Source organism: Micromonospora sp. WMMD1128 (genome assembly GCF_027497235.1).
Classification (GTDB): domain Bacteria; phylum Actinomycetota; class Actinomycetes; order Mycobacteriales; family Micromonosporaceae; genus Micromonospora.
Window position 1 is genome coordinate 4,961,434 of sequence record NZ_CP114902.1, and the last position, 19,942, is coordinate 4,981,375.

Here is a 19,942-nt window from a genome sequence, read left to right on the forward strand (position 1 = left end):
GACGCCACCTCCGGGTTGGCGCCCGGGCCGGATGGGTAACCCCGGTCGGAGGACAGCGTCACAGGGACGGCCACCGCCGTCGGGACGGGAGTGGGCAGATGGAGAGACTGGACCCGCACGCCACGCACGCCGGCACCGAACCGGTCGTCGACGACGGTCGCGGCGCGGTCGCCGGCGGCGCGCCGGGCGGCGCGTTCGACCCGTGGCGCTACCGGGACGAAGCCGGGGTGGCAAGCGCGGACCTGACCGGTTACAAGGTCGAGGCCACCGACGGCGGCATCGGCAAGATCGACCGCGCCAGCCACGACGTCGACGACAGCTACCTGGTCGTCGACACCGGCCCATGGATCTTCGGCCGGAAGGTCATGCTGCCGGCCGGCACCGTGAGCCACGTCGACCACGACGAGCGGAAGGTCTTCGTCGACCGGGACAAGGACCAGATCAAGGCCGCCCCGGAGTACGACGAGGCCGACCACGCCGACCCGACCTACCGGGACAAGCTCGGCGGCTACTACGGCGAGAACCACTCCGCGCTGCCACCGGACGGCCCGCCCCGGACCTGATCCGGCACCGGCCCCGGCCGGCGGCGGCACACCGATGCCGCCGCCGGCCGTTACCGTGTCAGGGATGGAGGCACCGGAGAATCCCTTCCCCGCGTTGTTCAACTTCCGCGACGTCGGCGGCTACCGCACCCGTGACGGGCGCACCGTCCGGCGCCGTCGGCTCTACCGTTCCGACTCCCTGCACCGCATCGACTCCAGCGACCGGGCGGCGTTCACCGCGCTCGGCATCCGTACGGTCATCGACCTGCGCCGCCCCACCGAGGTCGAGCGCGACGGCCGGGTGCCGGCCTACGACGGGCTCACCTACCGGCACATCCACCCCGAGCACGAGGACTGGGCCGCCCGGCGCTACGAGTCCTCCGGCGTCAGCCTGGCCCGCTACCTCGCCGACCGGTACGCCGACCTGGCCCGCACCGGCACCGCGGGGCTGGCCGAGGCGGTCGGCCTGATCGCCGACAGCGCCAACGCCCCGGTGGTGGTGCACTGCGTCGCCGGCAAGGACCGCACCGGCATCGTCTGCGCGCTCACGCTCGCCGTGCTCGGCGTGCCGGACGCCGACATCGTCGCCGACTACGCGCTGAGCACCGCGGCGTCCGAGCGGTTCGGCGCCTGGGTGCGGGCCACCCTGCCGGACGCGGAGGAGCCACCACCGCCGTTCCTGGCCTCCCCCGCCGAGGCGATGGAGCTGTTCCTCGCCGAGCTGCGCGCCAGCCACGGCTCGGTGGAGGGCTACCTGGCCCACGCCGGCGTCACCGACGAGCAGCTCCGGGCCCTCCCGACCCACCTGCTGGAGTGACCGTCAGGCCGGCGTCGCCCGGGGGCGGCGCCGGCCACGGATGCGGCCGTCAGAGCACCCGGGTGACCCAGCCGTGACGGTCCTCGGCGCGGCCACGCTGGATGTCGACGAGCTGCTGCCGCAACGCCATCGTGATGCGGCCCGGCTCGCCGCCGCCGACGAGGAACTCGCCGTCCGGGAAGCGCACGCCACCGATCGGGGTGATGACCGCGGCGGTGCCGCAGGCGAAGACCTCACGCAGCCGCCCGCTCGCCGCGTCCGCCTGCCAGTCGGCGAAGGAGACGGGCCGTTCGTGCACCGCGTGCCCGGCCTCGGCGGCCAGGGTCAGGACGGCGTCGCGGGTGATGCCCGGCAGGATCGTGCCGCCCAGCGGCGGCGTGACCAGGCTGCCGTCGTCGTAGACGAAGAAGACGTTCATGCCGCCCAGTTCGTCGACGTACCGCTGCTCCACCGCGTCCAGGAAGACCACCTGGTCGCACCCGGCCTCGATCGCCTCGGCCTGGGCCGCCAGCGAGGCGGCGTAGTTGCCGCCGCACTTGGCCGCGCCGGTGCCGCCGGGCGCCGCCCGGGTGTAGTCCGGCGAGACCCAGACCGTCACCGGCTTCACCCCGCCGGCGAAGTAGGCCCCGGCCGGCGACGCGATGACGCAGTAGAGGTATTCGTTGGCCGGGCGCACCCCGAGGAAGACCTCGCTGGCGAACATGAACGGCCGCAGGTAGAGGCTGGCGTCTTCGTCCTCCGGGATCCACTCCTGGTCGATCTCGACCAGCCGGCGCAGCGACTCCACGAACGTCGCGGGCGGTAGCTCCGGCATGGCCAGCCGCCGGGCGGACGCGACGAAGCGGGCCGCGTTGGCCTCCGGGCGGAACATGGTGACCGCCCCGTCGCCGGTCCGGTACGCCTTCAGGCCCTCGAAGATCTCCTGCGCATAGTGCAGCACCGCGGCGGCCGGGTCCATCGGGATCGGCGCGCGCGCCTCGACCCGGGCGTCGTACCAGCCCTTGCCCTCGGCGTAGCGGGCGGTGACCATGTGGTCGGTGAACACCCGGCCGAAACCGGGGTTCGCCAGCAGGGCGGCCCGGTCGGCGGCGGATACCGAAGCGGAATTCGGACGGATCTCGAAATCGAGCTTGTCACCACCGCTCATCGCGCTGACCTCCCTGCGGGTCCCACGGCGCGCGGGATCGCACGCCGACGTCACTGGTGCCAGAAACTTACCCCGAACGGTCGTTCAGCGGATAGCTCCGCCCCCGCACATCGACGATGCCAATTGGAAGGAGCTGGCCCCGGAGACGGGTCTGGCGGCCCGGATCCGGGCCGCCAGGAGGATCGGCCCGGTCAGGCTACGGCGTGACCGGCGAGCCGGTCGCCGACCTCCTCGGTGCGCAGTGGCGCCCCGGGAGTGCGCCCGGCAAGCTCGGCGGCGACCGCCGCGGTGACCCGCGCGGCGGCGTCGGCGTGCCCGAGCTGGTCGAGCAGCAGCGCGGCGGAGAGCACGGCGGCCACCGGGTCGGCGACGCCCTTGCCGGCGATGTCCGGCGCGGAGCCGTGCACCGGCTCGAACATCGACGGGTAACGCCCCTCCGGGTTGATGCAGCCGCTGGCGGCCAGCCCGATGCCGCCGGTCACCGCCGCCGCGATGTCGGTGAGGATGTCACCGAAGAGGTTGTCGGTCACCACCACGTCGTAGCGGGACGGGTTGGTGACCAGGAACATCGCCGCGGCGTCGACGTGCTGGTATTCGGTGGTCACGTCCGGGTGCTCGGCGGCCACCGCGGCGAACGCGCGGGACCACAGCGAGCCGGCGTGGGTGAGCACGTTGGTCTTGTGCACGAGCGTCACCTTGCGCCGCTCCCGGCGGCCGGCGCGCGCGAACGCGTCCCGGATCACCCGCTCGACGCCGTGCCGGGTGTTCAGGCTCTCCTCGGTGGCCACCTCCGCCGGGGTGTCCCGGTGCAGGCTGCCGCCGGCGCCCGCGTACAGCCCCTCGGTGCCCTCGCGGACCACCACGAGGTCGACCTCGCCGGGCTTGACGGCGGCCAGCGGGCCGGTCACGCCGGGCCAGAGCCGGGACGGGCGGAGGTTGACGTACTGGTCGAAGGCGAAGCGGAGCTTGAGCAGCAGACCGCGCTCCAGCACGCCCGGCGGCACGGTCGGGTCGCCGACCGCGCCGAGCAGGATGGCGTCGTGGCCGGCCAGCTCGTCGAGGACGGTGTCCGGCAGCACCTCGCCGGTGCGGTGCCAGCGCGCCGCGCCCAGGTCGTACTCGGTGGCCTCGATGCCGGGGAGCACCGCGTCGAGGACCTTGCGGGCCTGCCCGACCACCTCGGGACCGATGCCGTCACCGGCCACCACCGCGATGCGTGCCACCTGGCGCTCCTCACCTCGTCGTTCTGCGCAACGGTACGTCGCTGTCCCGCCTCCCGGTACGAATCGTCCAACATCCGGGACATGCGATGCACAGCATGCTCCCAGCCGGCATTCATGACGCGGTCATCTCCACTGCTTAGGGTCAGGTCACCGGGTCGACGGGCGCCCGGGACCGGCATCGCCGCGACGTGGCGGCGGCCAGCGAGGGGGCGGGTGTCATGCGGATCGACCAGCGGCGGGCACACTGGGCGGACGAGCAACCCCGGGCCCGCTGGGTCGACCAGTCCGCGTTCCGCCAGCCCCGGCCCGACCTACGCCTCGGCGCCCGCAGCCACCGGGTGGAGCGCGACGGCGCCGCCCCCTACGACCGGATCAGCGTCCGCCACACCGTCAGCACCTCCACCGCGGAATACACGTTGCTGCTCAACGCGCCCGACTGGTTCGGCCACCGGGGCGTCGGCGAGGCGCTCCGGGACGCCGTGGCCGAACTGCGCGCCATCGACCTCACCTACGGCCCCAACCAGCCGGACAGTCTGGTGTCCCGGCTGCGCCGCGACGAGATCAGCCCCGACTCGTACCCGCCGCTGGCCGACCTGGTAGACCGCTGCGCCGCGATGCGGGCGGCCACCGACGGGTGGTTCGACGCCTGGGCGGTGCCGGGCGGCTTCGACCCCGGCGGCCTGCTCGGCGGCTGGGCGGTGGAGCGGGCCGCGGCCCGGTTGCGCGCCGCCGGCATCCACGACTACGCCGTGCTCACCGGCGCCGACCTGACCGTACGCGGCCACGCCGCACACGGCGGCCCGTGGCGGGTCGCGGTGCACCACCCGACCGACGCGCGCCGGGCGCCGCTGGTGCTGGAGATGACCGCCGGCGCGGTCGGCACCTCCGGCGTCACCGGTCGGCGCGGGCACGTCGTCGACCCGCACACCGGCGAACCGACCGACCGGCTGGTGGCCGCCACCGTGGTCGGCCCCGACCTGGCGGTCGCCGACGCCTACGCCACCGCCCTCTACGCCGCCGGCCCGGCCGGGCTGGCCTGGTTCCGCGACGGTTCGGACTACCGGGCGCTCTTCGCGCACCACCGCCGCTGACCCGTCGCCGAACGCCCCGCGCTCGCATCCGGGACGTCGGCCGCGATCGGCCCCCGCGGTCTCGGCAACGACCGTGGGGGCCGGTCAGCGACGAATGCGCGTGGCTCGCGCAATCGAGGGGTGCGGGCCGACCGGCCGCACGCCCGACCGCGCCACCCGAAGACGGGCCGGAAAAACGACTCAGCCATGCACCGCACCGGTACGGTAGCGAATCGACGCAACTCGACGCAAGAGTCTCCACACCGGACCCCCGGTGTCGTGTCGACAATCAGCAGGTGAATCCCCGGGGCGGGGCAGAAGTGACGTGCGCGGCCCGGGATGGCACGCTGTCCGCCGTGAGTTTCGATCTGAGCGTGTGGGCCCTGCCGGACGGGGCGACACCGGAACAGGTACGGGCGGCGGTGCGGCAGTGCCGCGACGGGTGGCACAGCGAGCAGCACCCCGACCCGCGGGTGGTCGGCTTCTACCGGGCCATCACGGCGCGCTACCCCGACCGTCCGGCCCGCCCGGACACCCCGTGGGAGGTGGCGCCGCTGCACGCGACGGCCGACCACGTCGAGATGAACCTGCACCCGACGTGCCCGGACCAGGTCCTGCTGGACATCGAGCGGCTGGCCGGCGAGCACGACCTGATGCTCTTCGACGCACAGGACGGCTCGGTCTACCCGCCACCGGCCCGCGTCCGTTCCTGACCCTCCGGAAGGGACGAAGGGCCCGGCCGCACCGGCCGGGCCCCGATCAGTCCTGTTCGGACTACTCGTCGCGCAGGTCCGCCGCGCTGGCCGCGACCGCGCCGATCGAGTCGGCCGCGGAGGTGAGCAGGTCCGCGCCGAGCGCCTGGTCGACGGTCAGCGTCATCAGCGTCTCACCGCCGGCCTCCCGCCGGGCCACCTGCATCGCGGCGATGTTGACGCCGGCCTCGCCGAGCAGCGTGCCGACCGTGCCGACCACACCGGGCCGGTCGACGTAACGCAGGAAGACCAGGATGCCCTCCGCGCCGATCTCCACGTCGAAACCGTCCACCTCGGTCAGCTTCAGCACGTCGCGGGCGCCGGAGTGGGTCACCGTGCCGGAAACCCCGACGGTACGGCCGTCCGGCAGCGCGCCGCGCACGGTCACCAGGTTCGGGTGGTCGGCGGTCTCGGCCGGCGTGGCGAGCGTGACCTCGACGCCCCGCTCGGCAGCCAGGTGCGGCGCGTTGACGTAGGTGACCTGCTCCTCCACCACGGAGCTGAACAATCCCTTGGTGGCGGCGAGCTTGAGCACCGACACGTCGTGGGTGGCGATCTCGCCGCGCACCTCGACGGTGACGCTCGCGGCCACCCCGCCGGCCAGGGCGGTGAAGGCCCGGCCCAGCTTCTCCGCAAGCGGCAGCAGCGGCCGGACGTCCTCGGCGACGACGCCACCGGCCTGCACGTTCACCGCGTCCGGCACGAACTCGCCCTGCAACGCGAGCTTGACGCTCTTCGCCACCGCCAGGCCGGCCTTGTCCTGCGCCTCGTTCGTGGAGGCGCCCAGGTGCGGGGTGGCCACCACGTTGTCGAACCCGAACAGCGGCGAGGAGGTGCAGGGCTCCTTGGCGTACACGTCGATGCCGGCGCCGGCGACCCGGCCCTCGGCGATCGCGTCCGCGAGCGCCTGCTCGTCGACCAGCCCACCCCGGGCGGCGTTGACGATCCGGACGCCCGGCTTGACGATCGCCAGCTCCTTCTCGCCGATCAGGCCCACCGTCTCCGGCGTCTTCGGCAGGTGGATCGAGATGAAGTCGCTCTCCCGCAGCAGCTCCTCCAGACCGACCAGGCGCACCCCGAGCTGCGCGGCCCGGGCCGGCTGGATGTACGGGTCGTACGCGATCAGCCGGGTGCCGAACGCGGCGATGCGGGACGCGAACAGCACGCCGATGCGGCCCAGGCCGACCACGCCGACGGTCTTGCCCTGAAGCTCCACGCCGGTGTACTTCGACCGCTTCCACTCGCCGGCCTTCAGCGCGGCGCTGGCGCTCGCGGTGTTGCGGGCCACCGCGAGCAGCAGCGCGACGGCCTGCTCGGCGGCGGAGACGATGTTGGAGGTGGGCGCGTTCACCACCATGACGCCCCGGGCGGTGGCGGCGGGCACCTCGACGTTGTCCAGGCCGACGCCGGCCCGGGCCACCACCTTCAGCCGAGGCGCCGCGGCGACCGCCTCGGCGTCGATCTGGGTGGCGCTGCGTACGATCACCGCGTCCGCCTCGGCGAGGGCGGAGAGCAGGGCCGGGCGGTCGGTGCCGTCCACGTGGCGCACGTCGAAGTCGTGCGCGAGCACCTCGATGGCGGCGGGGGCGAGTTCTTCGGCGATCAGTACGACAGGATTCATCGGTCCTCGTAGACGCTCGGAGTCGGTTGGCCCGGGGCGTCGGGACGCCGCGCTGCGCCCTGCGCCGATCCGTGCCATGGCCGTCGGGTGCCGCGCGAGGGCACCACACCAAGGATGGTAGGGCGCGGCCCGCCCTCCGGGTCCCGGACCGTGGGGTGAGTGCCCTCACACAGCCCCGTCGCACGCCCGACATCCGCCGTTAACGTGCGCACGCGGCGGCCCGCGGCCCGACGCCGGGGAGAGCGTCGGGTCGCGGGCCGCGCGGTGGGTGTCGGGTCAGGCGGTCTCGGTGAGCGGACGGTCCACCCAGCTCATCATGGCGCGCAGCTTCTGCCCGGTCTCCTCGATCGGGTGCGCCGCGCCCTCGGCCCGCCACTTGGCGAAGTTGGGCCGGCCGGCCTCGTCCTCGGCCACCCACTCGCGGGCGAACTCGCCGGACTGGATCTCGCCGAGGATCTTGCGCATCTCCTCCTTGACCCGGGCGTCGACGACGCGGGGGCCACGGGACAGGTCGCCGTACTCGGCGGTGTCGGAGATGCTGTAGCGCATCCGGGCGATGCCGCCCTCGTACATGAGGTCGACGATGAGCTTCAGCTCGTGCAGGCACTCGAAGTAGGCCACCTCGGGCGCGTAGCCGGCCTCGGTGAGCACCTCGAAGCCGGTCTGCACGAGCGCCGCCGCGCCGCCGCAGAGCACCGCCTGCTCGCCGAAGAGGTCGGTCTCGGTCTCCTCGGTGAACGTGGTGCGGATCGCGCCGGCCCGGGTGCCGCCGATCGCCTTGGCGTACGCCAGGGCCAGGCCGAACGCGTTGCCGCTGGCGTCCTGCTCGACGGCGACCAGGCAGGGCACGCCCTTGCCGTCGACGTACTGGCGGCGGACCAGGTGACCCGGGCCCTTCGGGGCGACCATCGCCACGTCCACCTCGGCCGGCGGCTTGATCAGGCCGTACCGGATGTTGAAGCCGTGGCCGAAGAAGATCGCCTTGCCGGGCGCCAGGTTCGGCGCGATGGCCTCGGTGTAGAGGCCACGCTGGGCGGTGTCCGGCGCCAGAATCATGATCACGTCGGCCTCGGCCGCCGCCTCGGCCGGGGTGAGCACCCGCAGGCCCTGCTCCTCCGCCTTCGGCCGGCTCTTCGAGCCGGCGGGCAGGCCGATCACCACGTCGACGCCGGAGTCGCGGAGCGACAGCGCGTGCGCGTGGCCCTGGCTGCCGTACCCGATCACGGCGACCTTGCGGCCCTGGATCAGGCCCAGGTCGGCGTCGTCGTCGTAGTAAACCTCAACGCTCATTGACTTCCCTTTCCTACGGCGGTGCCCGTCGGCCCGTCGAAAAACTGGTGGGTACGGATCAGGCGGCGCGCAGCGCCGGGCCGGCGGTGATGGCGCGGGAGCCACGCCCGATGGCCACCGTGCCCGACTGGACCATCTCCTTGATGCCGAACGGCTCCAGGTCACGCAGCAGCGCGTCGAGCTTGTCCGGTGTGCCGGTGGCCTCGACGGTGAGTGTGTCCGGCGCGACGTCGACCACCCGGGCGCGGAACAGGCTCACCGTCTCCAGCACCTGGGCGCGGGCGCTGCGGTCCGCGCGGACCTTGACCAGCAGCAGCTCCCGGGCCACCGACACCTGCGGGTCCAGCTCCACGATCTTGAGCACGTTGACCAGCTTGTTGAGCTGCTTGGTCACCTGCTCCAGCGGCGAGGACTCGGCGTTGACCACGATGGTGATCCGGGAGACGTCGGGGTGCTCGGTCTCGCCCACGGCGAGGCTGTCGATGTTGAACCCGCGCCGGGAGAACAACCCGGAGACCCGGGCCAGGACACCCGGCTTGTTCTCCACCAGCACGGAGAGCGTGTGCAAGGTCATTAGATATCGTCCTCGTCGAAGGCCGGGCGGACACCCCGGGCGAACATGATCTCGTCGTTGCTGGTGCCGGCGGCCACCATCGGCCACACCATCGCGTCCTTGCCGACCACGAAGTCGATGACCACGGGCGCGTCGTTGATCGCCATGGCCGCCTCGATGGTCTTGTCCACGTCGGCGGCGTTCTCGCAGCGCAGCCCCACGCAGCCGAGCGCCTCGGCGAGCTTGACGAAATCGGGGATGCGGTGCTTGTGCGTGCCCAGCTCGGTGTTGGAGTAGCGCTCCCCGTAGAACAGGGTCTGCCACTGCCGGACCATGCCCAGGTTGCCGTTGTTGATCACGGCGACCTTGATCGGGATGCCCTCCAGCGCGCAGGTGGCCAACTCCTGGTTGGTCATCTGGAAGCAGCCGTCACCGTCGACCGCCCACACCGTGGTGTCCGGCCGGCCCACCTTGGCGCCCATCGCCGCCGGCACGGCGTAGCCCATCGTGCCCAGGCCACCGGAGTTGAGCCAGGTGTTCGGCTTCTCGTACGAGATGAACTGGCTGGCCCACATCTGGTGCTGCCCGACGCCGGCGACGTAGACCGCGTCCGGGCCGGCGATCTCGCCCAGCCGCTTGATCACGTACTGCGGGGAGAGCGTGCCGTCGGCCGGCTCCTCGAAGCCGAGCGGGTAACGCTCGCGCAGGTCGTCGAGTTGGGTCCACCAGTCGGCCAGGTCGACCGCGGGGTGGGCGGCCCGCTCGGCGACGACCGCCGCGATCAACTCGTCGATCACGTGCCGCGCGTCGCCCACGATCGGCACGTCGGCGTGCCGGTTCTTGCCGATCTCGGCCGGATCGATGTCGGCGTGCACCACTGTCGCGTCCGGCGCGAACGAGTCCAGCTTGCCGGTCACCCGGTCGTCGAAGCGGGCGCCGAGCGCCACGATCAGGTCGGCCTTCTGGAGGCCGTAGACCGCGGCGACGGTGCCGTGCATGCCGGGCATGCCCAGGTGCTGGCGGTGCGAGTCGGGGAACGCGCCGAGCGCCATCAGCGTGGTCACCACCGGGATCCCGGTCAGCTCGGCCAGCCGGCGCAGCCCCTCGGTGGCCCCGGCCTTGAGCACGCCGCCGCCGACGTACAGCACCGGGCGACGGGCCGCGGCCATCAGCCGGGCCGCCTCCCGGATCTGCTTGCCGTGCGGGTGCAGGGTGGGCCGGTAACCGGGCAGGTCGAGCGTGGGCGGCCAGGAGAAGGTGGCCTCCGCCTGGAGGACGTCCTTGGGGATGTCGACGAGCACCGGGCCGGGCCGGCCGGTCGAGGCCAGGTGGAACGCCTCGGCCAGCACCCGGGGGACCTCGTCGGCGGTCTGCACCAGGAAGTTGTGCTTGGTGATCGGCAGCGTGATGCCCTGGATGTCGGCCTCCTGGAAGGCGTCCGTGCCGATCGACGGCCGGGCCACCTGACCGGTGATCGCCACCATCGGCACCGAGTCCATGTAGGCGTCGGCGATCGGGGTGACCAGGTTCGTCGCGCCCGGGCCGGAGGTGGCGATGCACACGCCGACCCGGCCGGTGGCCTGCGCGTAGCCGGTGGCCGCGTGCCCCGCGCCCTGCTCGTGGCGGACCAGGATGTGCCGCACCGTGGAGTCGTAGAGCGGGTCGTACGCCGGCAGGATCGCGCCACCGGGGATGCCGAAGACCACGTCGACGCCGAGCGCCTCCAGCGACCGCACGAGCGAGCCGGCGCCGGAGACCTGCGCGGTGGCGGGCTGCCGGACGGGCGCGGCGGCGGTGTCCGCGCCGGCCGGGACGGCCCGGTTTCCGGCCGGGGCGGCGCCCGGGCGGGGGGCGGGAGCGTGTTCGGGGTCGCCGGCCGCGCCGGCGCCCGGGCGGGCTCGTCGGGCGGAGTGGGCGAGGGTCTCTGGCGTGGGTCTCGTCATGGCGGTTCAGGCCTTCGGCTGTGAGTGGGTGACGCGGTTGTCAGGATGGGACGCGGGCGTCCCGGCGATGGTCCGACGGCAACAAAAAAGCCCACGTGCAGATGCACGGGGCCAGCGCACTCTCAGTGGGAGAGTGCGCTCAGGTAAGTACTCGCAGCGACCGGTTCGACGACATGTGGCTAAGCCTGACGCATCTCACGCGATGAGTCAACTGATCCCACATTCTGGTTTGCCGAGGTGGGTGCCTCAGCCGCCGGCGCCCCCTCCGCACCCGGCGCCACCTGCGGCGACGCCTCCATCTGCGGGCGCGGAGCGGGCGGATTGTTCCGCAGCCTGGGCAGCAGCGGCGACGGGGCGCGCACCGGTGGGGGCGACGGCGGCGGCCGGACCGCGGCGGGCCGGTTGCCGGGCGCGGTGGCCGCCTCCAGCATCGCCTCCAGGTGCTCGGCCGGCACCCCCCAGCCGAAGAGCGCGCCCTGACCGAACCGGCAGCCGGCGGCCACCACCGCGGCCAGCTCCGCCGGGTTCGTCACCCCCTCGGCGATCACCTCCAGGCCGAGCTGGTGACCGAGGCGCATGACGATGTCGACCATCGGGGCGAAGGCCGGCCCCTCGCGACCGACCGGCCGGACCGGCTCGTGCTCGGCGACCAGGCTGTGGTCGATCTTCAGGATGTCGATCGGCAGCCGCCGCAGCTGCCCGAGCGAGGAGTAGCCGGCGCCGAAGTCGTCGAGCGCGATCCGTACGCCGGTCAGCCGCAACGCGGTGAGCCGCCGGATCAGCTCGTCCAAGTCGGTGGCGACCGCGTGCTCGGTGACCTCCAGCACCAGCCGCTGCGGCGGTACGTGATGCACGCGCAGCGCGTCGGCGACCTGGACCACGTATTCCGGGGCGTGCAGCTCGCGCGGCGAGACGTTCACCGACACCCACACGTCGTGCCCGTCGGCCAGCCAGCGGGAGAGCTGATAGCAGGCCTGGTGCAACACCCAGGCGCCGAGCTTGGCGATCATCCCGCACTCCTCGGCGAGCGGGATGAACTCGTCCGGCCGAACGTTGCCCAGCTCCGGGTGGTGCCAGCGGAGCAGCGCCTCGGCACCGACCGGCCGGACCGAGGGCAGCGAGGCCACCGGCTGGAAGACCAGCCGCAGCTCGTTCCGCTCGATCGCGCCACGCAGCTCGTGCTCCAACCGGGTGCGCCGGCTGAGCAACTGGTCGTACGTCGCGTCGTACCGCTCGATCCGGTTCTTGCCGCGCTGCTTCGCGTAGCGCAGTGCCAGGTCCGCGTTGCGCAGCAGCAGCTCGACGTCGTGGTCACCGGGGCTGCCGGCCACCCCGATGCTGACCGAGAGGAAGACCGGCCCGTCCGCCTGCTCGTACGGTCGGCCGAGCACCCCGAGCAGCCGCTCGGCCACCGGCCCCGGCTCGGCCGAGCCGTGCATCAGCACCGCGAACTCGTCGCCGCCGAGCCGGGCGGCCAGGTCACCCGGGCGCAGGTTGCCGCGCAGCCGCCGGCCCACCTCGGCCAGCACCGCGTCACCCACGTCGTGCCCGCGCATGTCGTTGACGTTCTTGAAGCCGTCCAGGTCGAGCCCGAGCAGCACGCACGGCACGCCGGTCTCGGCGCACCGGTGCAGGGCACGCAGCAGCCCGCGCCGGTTGGCCAGGCCGGTGAGCGGGTCGGTGTGCGCCAGCTCACGGAAGTGCGCCTCCCGCTCGGCCAGCCGGACGGCGTAGCCGCGGACGTCGTTGAGGGCCAGATACTGCCGGGCCACGAGCGCGAACCCCTCGGCGCTGCCCGCCACGATGCCGAACCCGTCGAACCGGCCGCCCTGGGTGAGGTGGTACATCGCGGAGGCGGCCATGGCGAACATCGGCACGAAGGCGTACTCGCCGTCGCGACGGATCAGGTCGACGTCGAACCGCGTCGCATCGGCGTGGCGCCCGGCGACGGCGACCGCCAGCAGACCGGCGGCGGCCACCGCGGCGCCGGCCGCCAGCATGCCCGGGCCGCCCTGGCAGAGCCCGGCCGACACGCCCAGTCCGCCGAGGGTCACCGCGATCGCCCCCGCGCCGAGCAGGGCCAGCCAGCCGCGCGGCGGGGCCGCCCGGAGCACCAGGATCACCGTCAGCCCGACGGTGAGCGCCGCGCTGACGGTGGCCAGCAGGATGGGCAGGCAGGCGACCGGCGCCGCCGCGCCGAGCAGTCGGGTCGGCGCGCTGACGGCCACCCAACCGACGAACCAGAGCGCGGTGGCCATGATCACGCCGTCGAGCAGCAGTCGGGCGGTGGCGGCCCGGGTCGCCGCCGCGCCGGGCAGCCGGAGCAGGGCGGCCCCGAGGCCGAGCCCGGCCAGCGTGGTCGAGACCGACACAAGCGTCGCCCAGCCCGTACGCTGCCCCTGCCGGTGCGCCCAGTGGTCGCCGGCGGCGAGCAGGCCGCCGAGGCCGAGGAGCAGGCCGAGCAGGGCGGCCGCACCGGCGACGGCGAGCAGCAGGTGGGCCTGCCGGCGGGGGCAGCCGCGGCGTCGGGCCGACACGGCGAGCATCGCGACGGCGCCGGCCGCGGCGAGAGCGCTCAACGACGCGACGGTGACCATCCCCGGGGACGACTGCACACGTGCAACTGTGCCGGATTCGCGCCTCCCGTGGGGCACCGGGTGTGCAACTGTTGGGACACGGGACGCGCGGGTGGGAACGGGCGGCCCGGCGGTGTCAGACTGGTACCCATGCCTGAGCTGCGGTCGAGGACATCCACCCATGGTCGGACGATGGCCGGCGCCCGGGCCCTCTGGCGGGCCACCGGGATGACCGACGACGACTTCGGCAAGCCGATCGTCGCCATCGCGAACAGTTTCACCCAGTTCGTACCCGGTCATGTCCATCTCAAGGACCTCGGCGGCCTGGTCGCCGACGCGGTGGCCGACGCCGGCGGCGTGGGTCGGGAGTTCAACACGATCGCCGTCGACGACGGCATCGCCATGGGCCACGGCGGCATGCTCTACTCGCTGCCCAGCCGGGAGCTGATCGCCGACGCGGTGGAATACATGGTCAACGCGCACTGCGCGGACGCCCTGGTCTGCATCTCCAACTGCGACAAGATCACCCCGGGGATGCTGCTCGCCGCGCTGCGGCTGAACATCCCGACCGTCTTCGTCTCCGGCGGCCCGATGGAGGCCGGCAAGACGGTGGCCGTCGAGGGCGTCGTCCACTCCAAGATCGACCTGATCGACGCCATGATCGCCTCCTCCAACGAGGCGGTCACCGACGACCAGCTCGGCGAGATCGAACGCTCGGCCTGCCCGACCTGCGGCTCCTGCTCCGGCATGTTCACCGCCAACTCGATGAACTGCCTGACCGAGGCGATCGGCCTGGCGCTGCCCGGCAACGGGTCGACGCTCGCCACCCACGCCGCGCGCCGGTCGCTCTTCGTCGAGGCCGGCCGCACCGCCGTCGAGATCGCCAAGCGCTGGTACGACCAGGACGACGCCTCCGTGCTGCCCCGCTCGATCGCCGGGCGACCGGCGTTCGAGAACGCGGTCGCGCTCGACGTCGCCATGGGCGGCTCGACGAACACCGTGCTGCACCTGCTCGCCGCCGCCCGCGAGGCGGAGCTGGACTTCGACGTGGCCGACATCGACGCCATCTCCCGGCGGGTGCCGTGCCTGGCCAAGGTCGCCCCCAACTCGCCCGACTACCACATGGAGGACGTGCACCGGGCCGGCGGCATCCCGGCCATCCTCGGCGAGATGGACCGCGCCGGCCTGCTCCACCGCGACGTGCGCGCCGTGCACTCCCCCAACCTCCAGCAGTGGCTTGCCGACTGGGACGTCCGGGGCGGCTCGGCCACCCCCGAGGCGGTCGAGCTGTTCCACGCCGCGCCCGGCGGGGTGCGCACCACCGAGCCGTTCTCCACCACCAACCGCTGGTCGTCGCTTGATACCGACGCCGCCGGCGGCTGCATCCGGGACCGCGAACACGCCTACAGCGCCGACGGCGGGCTGGCCATCCTGCACGGCAACCTGGCGCCGGACGGCTGCGTGGTGAAGACCGCCGGCGTGCCCGAGGAATGCCTGACCTTCCGCGGGCCGGCGAAGGTCTTCGAGTCGCAGGACGACGCGGTGACCGCCATCCTGGCCAAGGAGATCGTCGCCGGGGACGTCGTGGTGATCCGTTACGAGGGCCCCAAGGGCGGCCCCGGCATGCAGGAGATGCTCTACCCCACCTCGTTCCTCAAGGGTCGCGGGTTGGGGCGGTCCTGCGCACTGCTCACCGACGGCCGGTTCTCCGGCGGCACCTCCGGCCTGTCCATCGGACACGCCTCCCCCGAGGCCGCCTCCGGCGGGCTGATCGCCCTCGTGTGCGACGGCGACGAGATCGTCATCGACATCCCGGCCCGCTCCATCGAGCTGAACGTGCCCGCCGACGAGTTGGAGGCGCGCCGGGTCGCCGAGGAGAAGCGCGACCGCCCCTACACCCCCACGGACCGGCAGCGCCCGGTGTCGGCCGCGCTGCGCGCGTACGCCTCGATGGCCACCTCAGCCAGCGACGGCGCCTACCGCCGCGTCCCGGAGTAGGTGTAAGGAGGGGCCCCCGCTTAACGCCTGCGGTATAGGCGGGGGCCCCGCTTAACACCCGCCGCCGGTAGGGTCCGGCGACGTGGAGACGACGGTGAGTTACGCACGACTGATCCGACCGGCGATCGACCGGGTCTACGTGGGCGCCCGGTGGGCGGCCCGCCCCCGGATGGAGGCGTTCTACGCCGAGCGCGGCTGCGACCTCGGCGCTGAGAACAGCTTCTTCTCCGGGGTACTGGCCCGGCCGATGCCGGCCGAGGCGCTCGCCGACGGCCTGGTCTACACCTCCGGCAGCATGGAAAAAGAGCTGAAGCAGGGCATCTTCGTCCGCGACGACGAGGGCGCCTGGCACCTGACCGAGCTGGGCCGGGAGTTGACGCTGTTCGCGCAGCGGGCCACCGGCGAGGCCGCCGAGGAGCTGTGGGGGGCGCTGCTGCCCGGCGTACTGCCCGGCCTGACCATCGTGCCGCGGCTCGCGGACCTGGTCGGCCGGGTGCTGGCGCACGGTCAGGCCACCGGCGGGCCGGCGTTCCGGGCCATGTCCCCGCCGTACGAGCCGGCGGGCGCCTCCCCCGCGCTGCTGCTGGTGACGCGGCTGGGCTCGCTGCGGCACCATCGTGCCGACGCGCACCGGGCCGCGTGGCGGGCCGCCGACCTGACCGCCGACGAGATCCGCGCGCTGCCCGACGGGCCGGTGCGCGCGGCGGTCGAGGCCGACACCGACCGCCGCGACGAGCCGGCGTACGCGGTACTCACCGACGCCGAGCGGTGGGAGTTGCTGGCCGGCCTGGCCGCCCTGCCCAACTGAGTTGCGCCCTGCCCAACTGAGTTAATAGGGGCCCCCGCCTATACCGAATGCGTTAAGCGGGGCCCCCTCCTTACCACCGTCGTGGCGGTGCACGGTGTGGCCGGCGCGGGTGAGGCGCAGGGTCACCGCCCGGCCGGCGTGCTGGGCGGCGAGCCGGAGCAACGCGGACACCGGGTCGGCGGCCGGCTCGCACGCCGGCCAGCCGGGCACCGGCAGCGACTCGTCCGGGTCGGGCGGCACCATCTCGCCCAGGTCGTCGGCCAGGTGGGTGAGGCAGTCGTCGAGCGCCGAGGCAAGGCTGGGCCGGGTGGGCAGGTCGTCCGGGTGCACCGGGGCGTCACGTGGTCGCACCTCCACCGACCACCACCGGCCGTCCGGGCGCAGCGGGTCCCCGGCGTGCTGCCGCAGGTCGAGCACCCCGACGTGCAACGCCAGGTCCAGGCCACGCACAAGCCGGATAACGTCAACCAGGGGCGGCACCTCCGGACGGGCGGCCGTGACGACGAGCCGGCCGACCCCGATCCGGCGCACGTACTCACCCACCGGGTCGGCCCCGACCCACGGCAGGCTAACGTATCCGTCGCGCAGGTCGCGGTCGATCATGTGACCGCCGTCCGCCTCCGCCAGGTCCTCCGGACGTACGCCGAAGACACGCGCCCACTCCCCGAGCCGGTAGCGCTCGGGTAGCCGCACCACCGGCCGGCCGTCCGGCGTGGTGGCCACCGGGCGGGCGACCTCCAGGGCGCCACTTCGCCAGGTCAGGTGCACCACCCGGTGCCGCAAGTCGGTGACGGTGACGAGCACCGCCGGGCGGCTCCGACCGCGGGCCGACCCGCCGAGCGGGGACGGGACGCCCGACGCCCCGACTCCCGACCGGCCGAGGCGGGACGGGTCGGGCGGCTCGGTGACCCGGCGCAGAGGCGTCCGGTCGCGCGCCGTCGATCGGCCGGGTGGGCCGGCGTACCGCAGGCCGCTGTGCCACCAACCACCGTCCCGCCACACCGCCTGGGCGCCGGGCCGCCCATCGGTCAGCTCGGCGACGACGCGGCGCGCGACCTCGCCGACCGGCCCGGGTGACGCCGGGATCGCCGGTGTCACCGCCGAGCCGGAGCGTCGGGGCCCGGGTTCGAGCAGCCCGGCCGGCGCGGTGAGCCCTCGATCGGTGAGGCCGGCCAGGGCCGCCCGCGCGTCGGTGCGGAGCAGCGCGGCCGTCAGGTCGGCGCTGCCCTCCACCGGCCCGGTGCGGACGGGTGAGCCAGGTGCCTCGTAGCGGACCGTCCACACGTGACGGTCGCCCTGCCGGCGGACGGTCACCACGAGGTCGAGCAGGAGCAGGTCGGCCAGGTGGCAGAGCTGGGCGAGCCGGACTCCGGGGTCCACCGGGCACGGGGCGGTGGACCCACCCACCCAGAGCCGCCACGGCCGGCGGGCCGCGTCGGCGAGGGCCACCGCCGCCAGGGCGTACCGGTCCGTGGCAGGCAGTTCGGGCCGCCAGGCCGCCGGCAGGCGTACCCGCAGCGGCTCGGGATCGAGCACGACGGCGACGGCGGACGCGAGATCGCGTACCCGAGGAGTCAGGTCGACCACCGCGTCGCCGGCCGCATTCGCGCGGGGGTCGAGGTCGGCGGGCGTCACCAGGTGGGAGGCGACCGCGCCGGTATCCCGGTTGGCGACGGTGAGCAGGAGCTGTGCGCGGCGGCGACCCCGCCGGCGGCAGCGCGGGCAGCCCACGCCTCCGCACGCCGGGCAGACGACCACGTCGCTCACCGCGGCGGCCTCGGCGCGCAGGGCCCGTCGTGGTCGACCCGACGGGCGCACCGCCGGCGGTCGGGCAGCGGCAGGTCGCAGAAGACCCGATGGCGTACGCCCTGCGCGTCCTCGAAGCTGACGGTGACCTCACCGGCGTCCACCTCGGACAGGAAGCTCACCGAGCGGGCCAGCGTGCCGGCGAAGTGCCGGGCGGCGGACAGGTCGGCAGCGGTGAAGGGCAGGTGCGCCACGAAACGCTCACCCATGGGATTCCCAGAATAGGTACACGAGAACACCACTCCCATTTCCGATTTTCGCTAGGACAGAGCTTTCGCGCTGGTCATCCTCTGGCGTTATTGGCATTGGCGCAACGCTCTGCGGCCCCGATTCTTGACTTATTTCTGCATAACGGATATGCATTCCGGAGCGGGTATTCCGGGTGTTGCAAAATGGGACGGAGGCGCGGGCGTTGGCCGAGGACATGGGTTCCACGGTGCCGCGACGACAGCTCGGCCGGGCGCCAGGGCTCCGGCAAAGTCGTCAGGTGATGCCGAGTAGTGCCAGTGGTCGGGTGCTGTCGCGGGCGTGGTGTCGGTTGGCGGCGGCGATGTTGGTGACGCCGGTCAGGCGTAGGGCGCCGATGGCGGCGTTGCGGAGGGCGGCCATGACTTCGGGTCCGGTGCCGGTGCGGATCTGGGAGCGGTCTTCGTCGTAGGTGACGTCGCGGATCCAGTGGACCTTGTTCTCGATTGACCAGTGCCCGCGGGTCCACGCTGCCAGTTGTGTTGGTTTCGCCTGGTGGACGCGGAGGTCGGTGATGGCGTAGACGGTTTCGGTGGTGAAGCGTTTCGGCTGGTCCAGGCGGCGTCTGCGGCGGCGGATCTGGATGGCTTGGGCGGCGTGTGGGAGGTCGATGCCGGTGGAGACGCTCAGGATCTTGCAGCTGCGGATCTCGCGGCGGCCGTGTCCGCGGTCGGTGTCGCGGGTGGCGTCCGGGACTGCCCGCCAGGGCAGTGCGGTGAGCTGGGCGTGCAGGTGGGGTTGGTTGCCTTTGACGGTCAGGATCCAGTGGGCGCCGCGTTCGGCGAGGTAGGTGACGTGCTCGCGTTGGCAGTGCAGGGCATCGGCGGTGATCACGGTGTCGCGGAGGTCGGCGAGTTGGTCGAGCAGCGGCGCGAAGCGGGTGATCTCGTTGGTCTTGCCGTCGACGTCGATGCTGGCAAGGACCACACCGGTGCTCTGGTCGCAGGCGGTCATCACATGCCGGGCCGGGGTGTTGGGGGTGCGGGAGCCGCGCAGGGCCTTGCCGTCGACGGCGATCGCCTGTGGGGTCGTCGCGGTGCTGCGGTCGGCGAGCCAGACGCCGATTGCCGTGGTCAGTAGCTGGGGGTCCATGGCCTGCAACAGCCGGCGGATCATCGCCTCCGATGGGCGCCGGTCGGCCGTCATGCCCAGGGCGAGAGCCGTCTCGGCCGGCACGTCGGCGATCCACTCAGCGATCGCGGCGTACGAGCGGTAGCCAGCGACCACGGCGCACACCGCTGCGGTGACCACGACGGTCAGCCGGTGCCGGACACCTCGCCGGGCCCGTGGATCAGGTAGACCAGCGAGCGCTTCGGGAAGCCCACCAGCGGTTTCCGGCACGGTCAGAGCCGGTGCATGGGACAAGGACGAGATCAGCGATGATGGCAGCGCGGGCATGACTCACTTCGGGGATCAGCATGGCGTAGGAACCTTGATGATCTTCCGAACAGGTCATGCCCGTCTTGCTGCCACCAACAGCGGCGCTTCTACTCCAAGCCCCACAAGTCAGACACCGTCACGACTTTGCCGGGGCCCTGGCCGGGCGCTGC

At 73.2% G+C, this 19,942-nt stretch carries 15 protein-coding genes and 1 pseudogene; 6 read left to right on the forward strand and 10 right to left on the reverse strand.

Features of this window, described 5'->3' with window-relative positions; genetic code table 11:
- Nucleotides 1-98 precede the first annotated feature (98 nt).
- Entirely contained in the window at nucleotides 99-563 is a 465-nt protein-coding gene (locus O7602_RS22085) for a PRC-barrel domain containing protein (RefSeq protein ID WP_281584522.1), read from the forward strand.
- A 64-nt stretch (nucleotides 564-627) separates the two neighbouring features.
- Nucleotides 628-1,359 carry a tyrosine-protein phosphatase gene (locus O7602_RS22090; protein WP_281584523.1) on the forward strand — a complete coding sequence of 244 codons (732 nt, stop codon included), beginning with the start codon at nucleotides 628-630 and terminating at the stop codon, nucleotides 1,357-1,359.
- Nucleotides 1,360-1,408: 49 nt separating this feature from the next.
- Here O7602_RS22090 and O7602_RS22095 read toward each other — a convergent pair whose 3' ends face one another.
- Entirely contained in the window at nucleotides 1,409-2,506 is a 1,098-nt protein-coding gene (locus tag O7602_RS22095; RefSeq protein ID WP_281584524.1) for a branched-chain amino acid aminotransferase, read from the reverse strand.
- A 191-nt stretch (nucleotides 2,507-2,697) separates the two neighbouring features.
- On the reverse strand, nucleotides 2,698-3,729 hold the full coding sequence (locus O7602_RS22100; RefSeq protein WP_281584525.1) for a 3-isopropylmalate dehydrogenase: 1,032 nt from the start codon (nucleotides 3,727-3,729) through the stop codon (nucleotides 2,698-2,700).
- Between the two features lie 218 nt (nucleotides 3,730-3,947).
- Between O7602_RS22100 and O7602_RS22105 the strand changes: the two genes are divergently transcribed.
- Together O7602_RS22105 and O7602_RS22110 are read left to right on the forward strand one after the other, a co-directional pair.
- The gene (locus O7602_RS22105; protein WP_281584526.1) at nucleotides 3,948-4,820 is read left to right on the forward strand and encodes an FAD:protein FMN transferase; all 873 of its coding nucleotides are present in this window, start codon (nucleotides 3,948-3,950) and stop codon (nucleotides 4,818-4,820) included.
- A 335-nt stretch (nucleotides 4,821-5,155) separates the two neighbouring features.
- On the forward strand, nucleotides 5,156-5,512 hold the full coding sequence (locus tag O7602_RS22110) for a hypothetical protein (protein WP_281584527.1): 357 nt from the start codon (nucleotides 5,156-5,158) through the stop codon (nucleotides 5,510-5,512).
- Between the two features lie 61 nt (nucleotides 5,513-5,573).
- Here the strand turns inward: O7602_RS22110 and serA are convergent, their stop codons facing one another.
- The 5 genes from serA to O7602_RS22135 form a co-directional block, all read right to left on the reverse strand.
- Nucleotides 5,574-7,172 (reverse strand): phosphoglycerate dehydrogenase, encoded by a 1,599-nt coding sequence (gene serA, locus O7602_RS22115; protein ID WP_281584528.1) that lies wholly within the window; start codon nucleotides 7,170-7,172, stop codon nucleotides 5,574-5,576.
- A gap of 276 nt (nucleotides 7,173-7,448) precedes the next feature.
- Nucleotides 7,449-8,462 carry a ketol-acid reductoisomerase gene (gene ilvC, locus O7602_RS22120; RefSeq protein ID WP_281584529.1) on the reverse strand — a complete coding sequence of 338 codons (1,014 nt, stop codon included), beginning with the start codon at nucleotides 8,460-8,462 and terminating at the stop codon, nucleotides 7,449-7,451.
- A 58-nt stretch (nucleotides 8,463-8,520) separates the two neighbouring features.
- Nucleotides 8,521-9,036: an acetolactate synthase small subunit gene (gene ilvN / locus O7602_RS22125; protein WP_281584530.1), complete on the reverse strand. Its 516-nt coding sequence runs from the start codon at nucleotides 9,034-9,036 to the stop codon at nucleotides 8,521-8,523.
- A complete protein-coding gene (locus O7602_RS22130) occupies nucleotides 9,036-10,958 on the reverse strand; it encodes an acetolactate synthase large subunit (RefSeq protein ID WP_281584531.1) in 1,923 nt (640 codons plus the stop codon). Before O7602_RS22130 ends, ilvN begins: the two co-directional genes overlap by 1 nt.
- 179 nt (nucleotides 10,959-11,137) lie before the next feature.
- On the reverse strand, nucleotides 11,138-13,573 hold the full coding sequence (locus O7602_RS22135) for a bifunctional diguanylate cyclase/phosphodiesterase (protein ID WP_281584532.1): 2,436 nt from the start codon (nucleotides 13,571-13,573) through the stop codon (nucleotides 11,138-11,140).
- A gap of 111 nt (nucleotides 13,574-13,684) precedes the next feature.
- Here O7602_RS22135 and ilvD point away from each other — a divergent pair, with 111 nt between their 5' ends.
- Nucleotides 13,685-15,532, forward strand: coding sequence for a dihydroxy-acid dehydratase (gene ilvD / locus O7602_RS22140; protein ID WP_281584533.1), 1,848 nt, complete (start codon nucleotides 13,685-13,687; stop codon nucleotides 15,530-15,532).
- Nucleotides 15,533-15,626: 94 nt separating this feature from the next.
- Nucleotides 15,627-16,340, forward strand: coding sequence for a hypothetical protein (locus O7602_RS22145; RefSeq protein ID WP_281584534.1), 714 nt, complete (start codon nucleotides 15,627-15,629; stop codon nucleotides 16,338-16,340).
- 21 nt (nucleotides 16,341-16,361) lie between these two features.
- Here O7602_RS22145 and O7602_RS22150 read toward each other — a convergent pair whose 3' ends face one another.
- From O7602_RS22150 to O7602_RS22160, 3 genes and pseudogenes are all read right to left on the reverse strand, one after another.
- A complete protein-coding gene (locus O7602_RS22150; RefSeq protein ID WP_281584535.1) occupies nucleotides 16,362-18,107 on the reverse strand; it encodes a hypothetical protein in 1,746 nt (581 codons plus the stop codon).
- Nucleotides 18,104-18,343, reverse strand: a pseudogene (locus O7602_RS22155) (hypothetical protein); the annotation flags it as partial. The gene O7602_RS22150 and the pseudogene O7602_RS22155, both read right to left, overlap by 4 nt.
- Nucleotides 18,344-18,629: 286 nt before the next feature.
- Nucleotides 18,630-19,790: an ISAs1 family transposase gene (locus tag O7602_RS22160; protein ID WP_281584537.1), complete on the reverse strand. Its 1,161-nt coding sequence runs from the start codon at nucleotides 19,788-19,790 to the stop codon at nucleotides 18,630-18,632.
- Nucleotides 19,791-19,942 lie beyond the last annotated feature (152 nt).

What these genes read in the sequence shown, in the direction of transcription:
- O7602_RS22085 (WP_281584522.1), top strand. Translation starts at nt 99, where the DNA reads ATGGAGAGACTGGACCCGCACGCCACGCACGCCGGCACCGAACCGGTC.
- O7602_RS22090 (WP_281584523.1), top strand. Translation starts at nt 628, where the DNA reads ATGGAGGCACCGGAGAATCCCTTCCCCGCGTTGTTCAACTTCCGCGAC.
- O7602_RS22095 (WP_281584524.1), bottom strand. Translation starts at nt 2,506, where the DNA reads ATGAGCGGTGGTGACAAGCTCGATTTCGAGATCCGTCCGAATTCCGCT.
- O7602_RS22105 (WP_281584526.1), top strand. Translation starts at nt 3,948, where the DNA reads ATGCGGATCGACCAGCGGCGGGCACACTGGGCGGACGAGCAACCCCGG.
- serA (WP_281584528.1), bottom strand. Translation starts at nt 7,172, where the DNA reads ATGAATCCTGTCGTACTGATCGCCGAAGAACTCGCCCCCGCCGCCATC.
- ilvC (WP_281584529.1), bottom strand. Translation starts at nt 8,462, where the DNA reads ATGAGCGTTGAGGTTTACTACGACGACGACGCCGACCTGGGCCTGATC.
- ilvN (WP_281584530.1), bottom strand. Translation starts at nt 9,036, where the DNA reads ATGACCTTGCACACGCTCTCCGTGCTGGTGGAGAACAAGCCGGGTGTC.
- O7602_RS22130 (WP_281584531.1), bottom strand. Translation starts at nt 10,958, where the DNA reads ATGACGAGACCCACGCCAGAGACCCTCGCCCACTCCGCCCGACGAGCC.
- ilvD (WP_281584533.1), top strand. Translation starts at nt 13,685, where the DNA reads ATGCCTGAGCTGCGGTCGAGGACATCCACCCATGGTCGGACGATGGCC.
- O7602_RS22160 (WP_281584537.1), bottom strand. Translation starts at nt 19,790, where the DNA reads ATGCCCGCGCTGCCATCATCGCTGATCTCGTCCTTGTCCCATGCACCG.